Here is a 7,123-nt window from a genome sequence, read left to right on the forward strand (position 1 = left end):
GATTTTTGAACAGCATTGACTATTGATACTGAAACTTGCAAGCATCAGCCTGTTTACTTTGGTGTAGTTAACATCAATATCGATGAGAGAACCATCGGCTCAGTTGATGTCTGGCGTTGTGGTGTATGCAAGAAGAGATTCTGTGAAGAAAAACAACTCGGAATTGAAGAATTGGCTGATCTTGTAGGAATGCCAAAAATTGACCCTGATGCAAAATGGGGAGTTACAGTTTGTAAATTACAACAAGGAAAATACAAGTGGAAATTGGTAAAATTAAAAGAAAATGGTGAAATCAAGCACGAATGCCTTGATGAGAAGATTATTCCTTTGACAGTAAAAGATTACAAAGTTGAAGATGATAAACACTGGAGCTTTTTGATTGATGATAATGTCAACAAAGCAGTGGAAATTTAATTTTTAAAATGGAACTCAAAGTTCACATCAATGACATTCATGGCAGTCAAATGGCTGCAAAGATTAATGGTAAATTTACAATAGATAACAATGACTTTCGCTTTACAGCAATAGCATTTGGTAGAATTGGCGGACAAAATGTTGGGGCAAAACTTTCTAAATATACTGAAAAAGAATTAAAAAAACTAGGTTATGATGTTGATGAAGTAATAATGGAACTACAAAAAAATCTACTTCAAGGTGATATGTCTTTACCTGAAGGACTCAAAAAAGAGTCATTTGTTGATGACTAGAATTCTGCTTCTTCTAGTGCTTTAGCACAAGTACAACTTCTTGTTTTAGGGATTTTTTCAATTAACTCAGTTAGTATCTTCTTTGTACCTTCAACATTTTTTGAAAGTGTCTCTAAAACTTCTTTTGCAGTAACTGGTTTTTCTGCCCAAACATCATAATCCGTTACTGTAGATATTGATGCATAACAAATTTGTGCTTCTCTTGCTAGTTGACATTCTGGAACTAGTGTCATTCCAATAATATCTGCACCAGTTGTTCTGTAGAATTTGGATTCTGCTTTTGTAGAAAATCTTGGACCTTCAATGCAGACATATGTGCAATCTTTGTGGATGTGTGTATTTTGATTATCTGTAACTGCAACAATTGATGATTGCAATTCTGGACAGAATGGGTCTGCAACTGAAATATGAATAACTCTACCATCTTCAGAAAATGATCCATCTCTTGATTTTGTAAAGTCTAGAAACTGTGATGGCAATACAAAGTGACCTGGTGCTAATTCTTCTTTTAGACTGCCTACTGCAGAAGGTGCAATAATTCTTGTAACTCCGAGTTCTTTGAATGCCCAAATGTTTGCTTTAAAATTAATCCTATGTGGTGGAATGGCGTGTTTTTTTCCATGCCTTGGGAGAAAAGCAATCTTTCTTCCTTTGAATGTTCCAACAGTAATTGTATCTGATGGCTTCCCATATGGTGTATCAATATCTACTTCTTTTGCATCTTCAAGTAATCCTGAATCATAAATTCCAGTACCGCCAAAAATTCCAATCTCAACATCTTTTTCCATTAGTATTTCACCAGTGATTTGCAATCATACTTGCTTATTCCCTTTATTCCATTAAGTTCTGTTAGTTCTATGATAAATGCAAAACCAACAATTTTTCCTCCAACTTTTTCAACTAGTTTTGCAGATGCCTTGGCCGTTCCACCAGTAGCTAACAAATCATCACAGATGAGTACTCTTTGCCCTTCTTCAATGATATCTTTTTGAACTTCTATGGTATCCTTTCCATATTCTATTGTGTATGAAATTTTTGTAGTCTTTCCAGGTAATTTTCCTGCTTTTCTAATCATCATCATACCCTTGTTGTATCTGATGGCTAGAATACATGCTAGAATGAATCCTCTTGACTCTATTCCTGCAAATATGTCGATATTTTTTGGATGAAAATACTTTGAAAATTCATCTGCAATTGATTCCATTGCTGATGGATCTTTTAGGATTGGACTAAAGTCTCTAAATAAAATCCCTTTTTTAGGAAAATTTGGATATTCTGCAATTTTGTCTCTTAGGTTCATGCTTGTTACTAAATTCAGGTGAAATAAAATTGTTTGAGATTAATTTATCTCAAAAGTGGTTTCCGCTGAATTAAATGCATCAGAAACTTTGATTGTATATGTTCCTGGTTCTGTCTCTTTGGGAATTATCCATGGCTGGTTTATTTCTCCATGTGATGATGCTTGGAATGATAATGATTCAATTATCTCTCCATCTGACGCAATGATATCGATCTTAACTGTTTGCTCTACTCCTACTATCTTAATCTGTAATGTATCTCCAAATCCTGGTATTTTTTGGCCTTCTGTGATCGTAATTTGAATACCTTCTGTTATTGTTGTTAACACTTCAACTTCTATTGTATCAAAATTTGAACCACTTTTTGCATTAATTGCCCACATTCCACTCTTTCCATCTGATGGGATTCTAAACGAACTCTCGGAAATTTTTCCATTTTTGTCTGAAAAAGTTTCTTTTGTTTTCACGACATTTCCGTTAGGATCTGTCAATGTAACAGTAAGTAATACATTCTTTCCCGTATCTCCTAAAATTAATATAGAATCTCCTGGAGTGTAACTTACTTTTGTCGTATTAATTGAAATGTCTCCTGAACCTGTCTGTAATCCAACAGTAAATACTTCTGCACTTTGTGCACTTCCTTTACTAACAACTGCTGAATATACACCTGATGCATAACCTGATAAATCAAGTTGGTATTCTGCAGTTCCATCTCCTCCCAAAGTAATCGAGATGGAATCTCCTTTTGGTTTGTCAGATGGGTCTATGATTAATAAATTAACAATTTCAGAAGCTTTTCCTGTAATTGAAATTATTGCTGTATCTCCTGAACTATAATTGAGTTCATCAAATTCTAAGTTGACAGGAATTGTTGGTAATTGGCCTAATCCTGCAAATATAAATTCTGTATCTTTTTCTTGTGTTGCGATTAATGTGTAAGTTCCTTTAGGTGATGAATTCTCTGTTGCATATTTGAACTCTACAAATCCTGATTCATCTAAATGAATTATGTTTGAGAATAACTCTTTACCTAGAGGATCCTCTAAAATAATTTCAATTGGTTTGTTGGGCAATGCTGTTCCATTAAATTTCATTACTTCTCCTTGGTCAAATTTCAATTTTGATGGTACAATGATTATTTTCTTATCGGATTCCACAGTCCATGATTTTAGGATATTTTCTCTACCGTCTGTGATTTTTACACTGTATTTACCAAATGGTGTGTCTAATGGAATAATGATCGGTTCTGATAATTTCCAGTTTCCTTTGGAATCAACTTCAGCTGTTCTTGAATTAATTATATCTCCGTCTGAATTTTTTATTTCTGCAGTAACTGCACTGTTAGGTTTTCCAGTACCTGAAATCTCTAAAAAGTCACCTCTGTGAATTACATTTGATATTCCTTTGACTGTGAGTTTGATGTTATCTGTCTCTGGAATTCTATTTTCTATTTCTCCAATTCTTAGACTGATCTTTTTCTCTTCTCCCTTACTATCTTTAACTTTAAAATCCACTCTGTCTGCATTTTGATTTTCAGGAATTTTCATTGTTGTCATGAAATGACCTTTTTCATCTGTTACAAAACTACCAATTTTTGAATTATCTATGTAGAAATCAAATTCTTGTGATGCTCCAAAATTATCTCCAGTGATTCTAATAGATGAACCTGCATTGGGTTTTTCTGGAACAATTCTAAAGCTTGATTCAGAAAGAATTCCTGCTCCTTCTGGTTTCTTTGTTGGTTTGATCTCTTTATTTTCTATAACTTTGGGTAATTCTTTTGGTAGTACTTTACCCATACCTTGTTGTTCATTTTTTATGTCAATTGCTTTCCAGTTAATTCCTGGATTTTTGTTATCTGTTTTAACACCAAACTTTACTGATTCACCTTTTTTGATGGGTTCTGAGGTTGTAAAAATAATAACTCCTTGTGGTGTTTTTTCACCAATCCATCCTTTTTCAGTTTTAAATGATTTAAAATTAAAATCTGCCCCAAGCCAAATTCTAAAAGTATTGATTTCCTTATCTAGTTTATTTGTAAATTCTATGATTGTTGTTTCCTCTAGACCGACACTGTTAGCATTAATCTCTTCACCATATGCATTATCTGGAATTGAAATTAATGTTATTGAAAATAATAATACTGCTGAAAGGAAAATTCCTCTCATAGAGGATTTATTCATTATATTCAAACTAGTCATCTCTCACTTAAACCTTAAAGTCTTTTTCCTCTTTTTCTATTTTTAAATTCAGGATTTTTCATGAGCAAACTTCTTAAGCTTTGGCCTTTTGAAATTTATCTAAATCTGATTTTGTATTGACATTTTGATATTGTCTAATTCGTTCTGCAATTAGCCTGTATAATGATCTGAATTGGTCTTTTGTTTTATCTGATAGAAAACTAGTCTCTTCTAGTGCGATTTTTTCACAAATGTATCTGGTAATATCTTCATTGTTGAATCTACCCCAATCATCATCACTATGCTCCTGCCAAATTTTCCTTAATTTCTCTAAATTCCCCTTGCCTTCCTTTGATAGTACATCTTCAGGTGTAAGATTTGAGAATCCTTCCTGTCTCAATTTAATCTCATAAGTCTGGTTTACTGGATGCAAATAGTCCTCAAGAACAATATAATCTTCAATTGATTCTAACTTTTTACCTTCCAATTCAAAGAAAATTGTTTGAACTGGTGAAAATTCATTTGAAACTAGTTGTGCTGAAATTTGTTTGGATTCTTCAGTGTTATCTAATAGAATGAAAGTTCTGTATCCATGATTTCTGTAAAAAATTGCCAAAGGCAAAACTGAATTTTTGTTATGTGCTGCAACAACATTAAGTGGATTCATTGAGATATTTGGATCTTGTAAGAATTTGTCAAATGCATTTAGATACATTGAATCAGACATTGTCTCTACAATAATCACAGGTCTAGAGTTTGTTCCTATCTCTCTGTCTACGATAGATTCTACTTGACCTCTAGATAATCCGTACAAAATTGGTGTTAGTGTTTTATCATCAGCATTCCAATAATCATAAAATATTCTACTTAGGTGCTTTCGTTTATCCAACTCTACTACAAGCAAGTTTCCTGGAGTGTAATCAAAGATCATAAATGGTGAGTGTGTTGCATACAAAACTTGGTTAGATCCTGCCAAGTTCTTTAACAAATCTGAAATTCCCATCTGTTGAGTTGGATGAAGATTTCTTGCTGGCTCATCTAAAAGTAAAATTGCTTCTTTTAATTCTGCTCTTTGTGTTTCTGCTGCAAAGTTTACAATAAAAGAAAATGTCCATTTGAAACCTTCTGCTCTTCTGTTTAGTAATCCTGTATTAGTTACTGTTCCATCTCTGTGAACATCTGAAATTACAACACTCATTATGTTTCCTGGATTATACCTCAAATCTACATGGATTGGATCTCCTTTCCATGCTGGATTTAATTTTCTAGTTAATCGGTTACTTGCCGCATTTAGTAATTTGATACATTTTGATGGGCTTTCTTTGACTTCTTCTAACTCATTCATGTCTAATTCTGCTAGATAGAAGAGATTTCTAACTGTCTCAGCCTTGTCGAATTCTTCTACATATTCAATAGAGTCTGCTCTATCACCTTTTTCTTCTCTTAGATACTCGTTGAGATTTATGTTTCCATAGATTTTTTTATAATCTGAAAAGTAAACAAATCTTGGATGTAGTTCTGATTCTATGAAATTTTGTAGTGCAGTTTTTTCACTTTTTCCACTAAGTAAATTTGAAAATTGATTTTCTGGACTCTCATAGATTTTTTCCCATTCTTCAATTACTTTGGGTTCTTGAATTGCAATGACGTGGAATTGGTTGCTAAACTCTGCCATTCCTCTGTCAAATGATTCTTGATTTTTTGGAACCCCTCCCTCAAAAAAGGACGTATCAATTTGAATTCTAAGGTGATTTGGAATTGTATCTAAAAACTCAATTATTTGTTTTGAAAAATTCTCCCATGAATTAAGTCCTTTATTTTCTTCCTCTCCAAGTTCAATATCATCAAACTCATACTGTACTTTGGGATTTCTATTTGATCTAAACAATCTAATTTTTTTAATTTCTGGTAGTCCTGGGAATTTTTCTTTTAGCATTTCCATTTCATTTTGATTTAATTCAAATTCTCCTTCTGCTAATCTGATCTCATCTTTGAGTTCTTCACTCATTTCATCACAAAGATCTAACTCTGAAACTTCTTCATCTCGATTCAAAAGAGTTAGCGCTTGAAGAATGGTTGTTTTACCACTTTCATTTCTTCCAACAAATGCTGCTAAATCCCCAACTGTGATTTCTCCAGAATCATGAATGCAACGATATGCTCTAACTCTGAATTTTCTAAGTCGCATCTAGCGATATTTAGCCGGCTACGATTTAACTCATTCGTCAAATTGATCTGAAGTCAATGGTTTTGCTAAATAGATATAGGGGAAACAGTGATTTTAAAACCAAATGGCATCAAAGAAAATTTTTGTCGTATTTATCTTACCCGTAATTTTCTCAGTAGCTTTTGGTTCTGCTGTTATGGGTGATATTCTTCAAGAGCCTGACCGGGAACTTAACATGATGCCTTCAATGTCTTTTTCGGGAGATTCTCACGGTTCTGATATTGAGATAATTGGACTCTCGAAATCATATTCTACTTCTGAACCTGTAGAGATATCTGTTCAAATCTCTGATTCTCATTTTGATTGTGGAGATTTGTATGTTACAATTTATTCTGGAAAAGATGTAGTTACCCAAGGTGGATTTTTTGAACAATGTTTTGGTGAAAGAAACGAACTAATTCCAATAGGGGAAAAGTTCTCTAAACTGGTTGACACTGCAGGTTCATACAAAATTGTGGCTGAAATGGTTTCTGAAGACCTAACAAATATCTCCATTAGTGAAGAATTTACTGTTAAATAGGAATGACTTTATGAAAAATATGAAATTAAATTTAAAAAATAAGGTGATTTGATGGCAAAGAAAAAAGATGAATTAGTTGATGAAGCAAAAAAAATCAAAGCAGAACTTGATGCTCTAAAAAAGAAAAAAGATGTACTAGATTCCTCTTCTAAGAAGTCTAAAGCAAAAACAGCAAAGAAAGCAGAAGCAAA

General features: G+C 33.1%; 7 protein-coding genes. 3 read left to right on the top strand and 4 right to left on the bottom strand.

What is annotated here, in order from left to right:
• The first annotated feature begins 15 nt into the window (after positions 1–15).
• The gene (locus ACX12B_RS05385) at positions 16–414 is read left to right on the top strand and encodes a hypothetical protein (protein ID WP_428325719.1); all 399 of its coding nucleotides are present in this window, start codon (positions 16–18) and stop codon (positions 412–414) included.
• Positions 415–422: 8 nt separating this feature from the next.
• On the top strand, positions 423–707 hold the full coding sequence (locus tag ACX12B_RS05390; protein WP_459353018.1) for a hypothetical protein: 285 nt from the start codon (positions 423–425) through the stop codon (positions 705–707).
• Here the strand turns inward: ACX12B_RS05390 and ACX12B_RS05395 are convergent.
• From ACX12B_RS05395 to ACX12B_RS05410, 4 genes are all read right to left on the bottom strand, one after another.
• Complete coding sequence (locus tag ACX12B_RS05395) at positions 704–1,495, bottom strand: S-methyl-5'-thioadenosine phosphorylase (RefSeq protein WP_459353019.1); 792 nt, start codon at positions 1,493–1,495, stop codon at positions 704–706. The two genes, ACX12B_RS05390 and ACX12B_RS05395, sit on opposite strands and share 4 nt — an antisense overlap.
• On the bottom strand, positions 1,495–2,007 hold the full coding sequence (locus tag ACX12B_RS05400) for an adenine phosphoribosyltransferase (protein WP_459353020.1): 513 nt from the start codon (positions 2,005–2,007) through the stop codon (positions 1,495–1,497). Before ACX12B_RS05400 ends, ACX12B_RS05395 begins: the two co-directional genes overlap by 1 nt.
• Positions 2,008–2,046: 39 nt before the next feature.
• Positions 2,047–4,188 (bottom strand): biofilm-associated protein, encoded by a 2,142-nt coding sequence (locus tag ACX12B_RS05405; RefSeq protein WP_459353021.1) that lies wholly within the window; start codon positions 4,186–4,188, stop codon positions 2,047–2,049.
• A 91-nt stretch (positions 4,189–4,279) separates the two neighbouring features.
• A complete protein-coding gene (locus tag ACX12B_RS05410; protein ID WP_459353022.1) occupies positions 4,280–6,373 on the bottom strand; it encodes an AAA family ATPase in 2,094 nt (697 codons plus the stop codon).
• Positions 6,374–6,476: 103 nt separating this feature from the next.
• Between ACX12B_RS05410 and ACX12B_RS05415 the strand changes: the two genes are divergently transcribed.
• A complete protein-coding gene (locus ACX12B_RS05415; protein WP_459353023.1) occupies positions 6,477–6,932 on the top strand; it encodes a hypothetical protein in 456 nt (151 codons plus the stop codon).
• Positions 6,933–7,123: the final 191 nt, after the last annotated feature.

Source organism: Nitrosopumilus sp. S6, assembly GCF_054515815.1.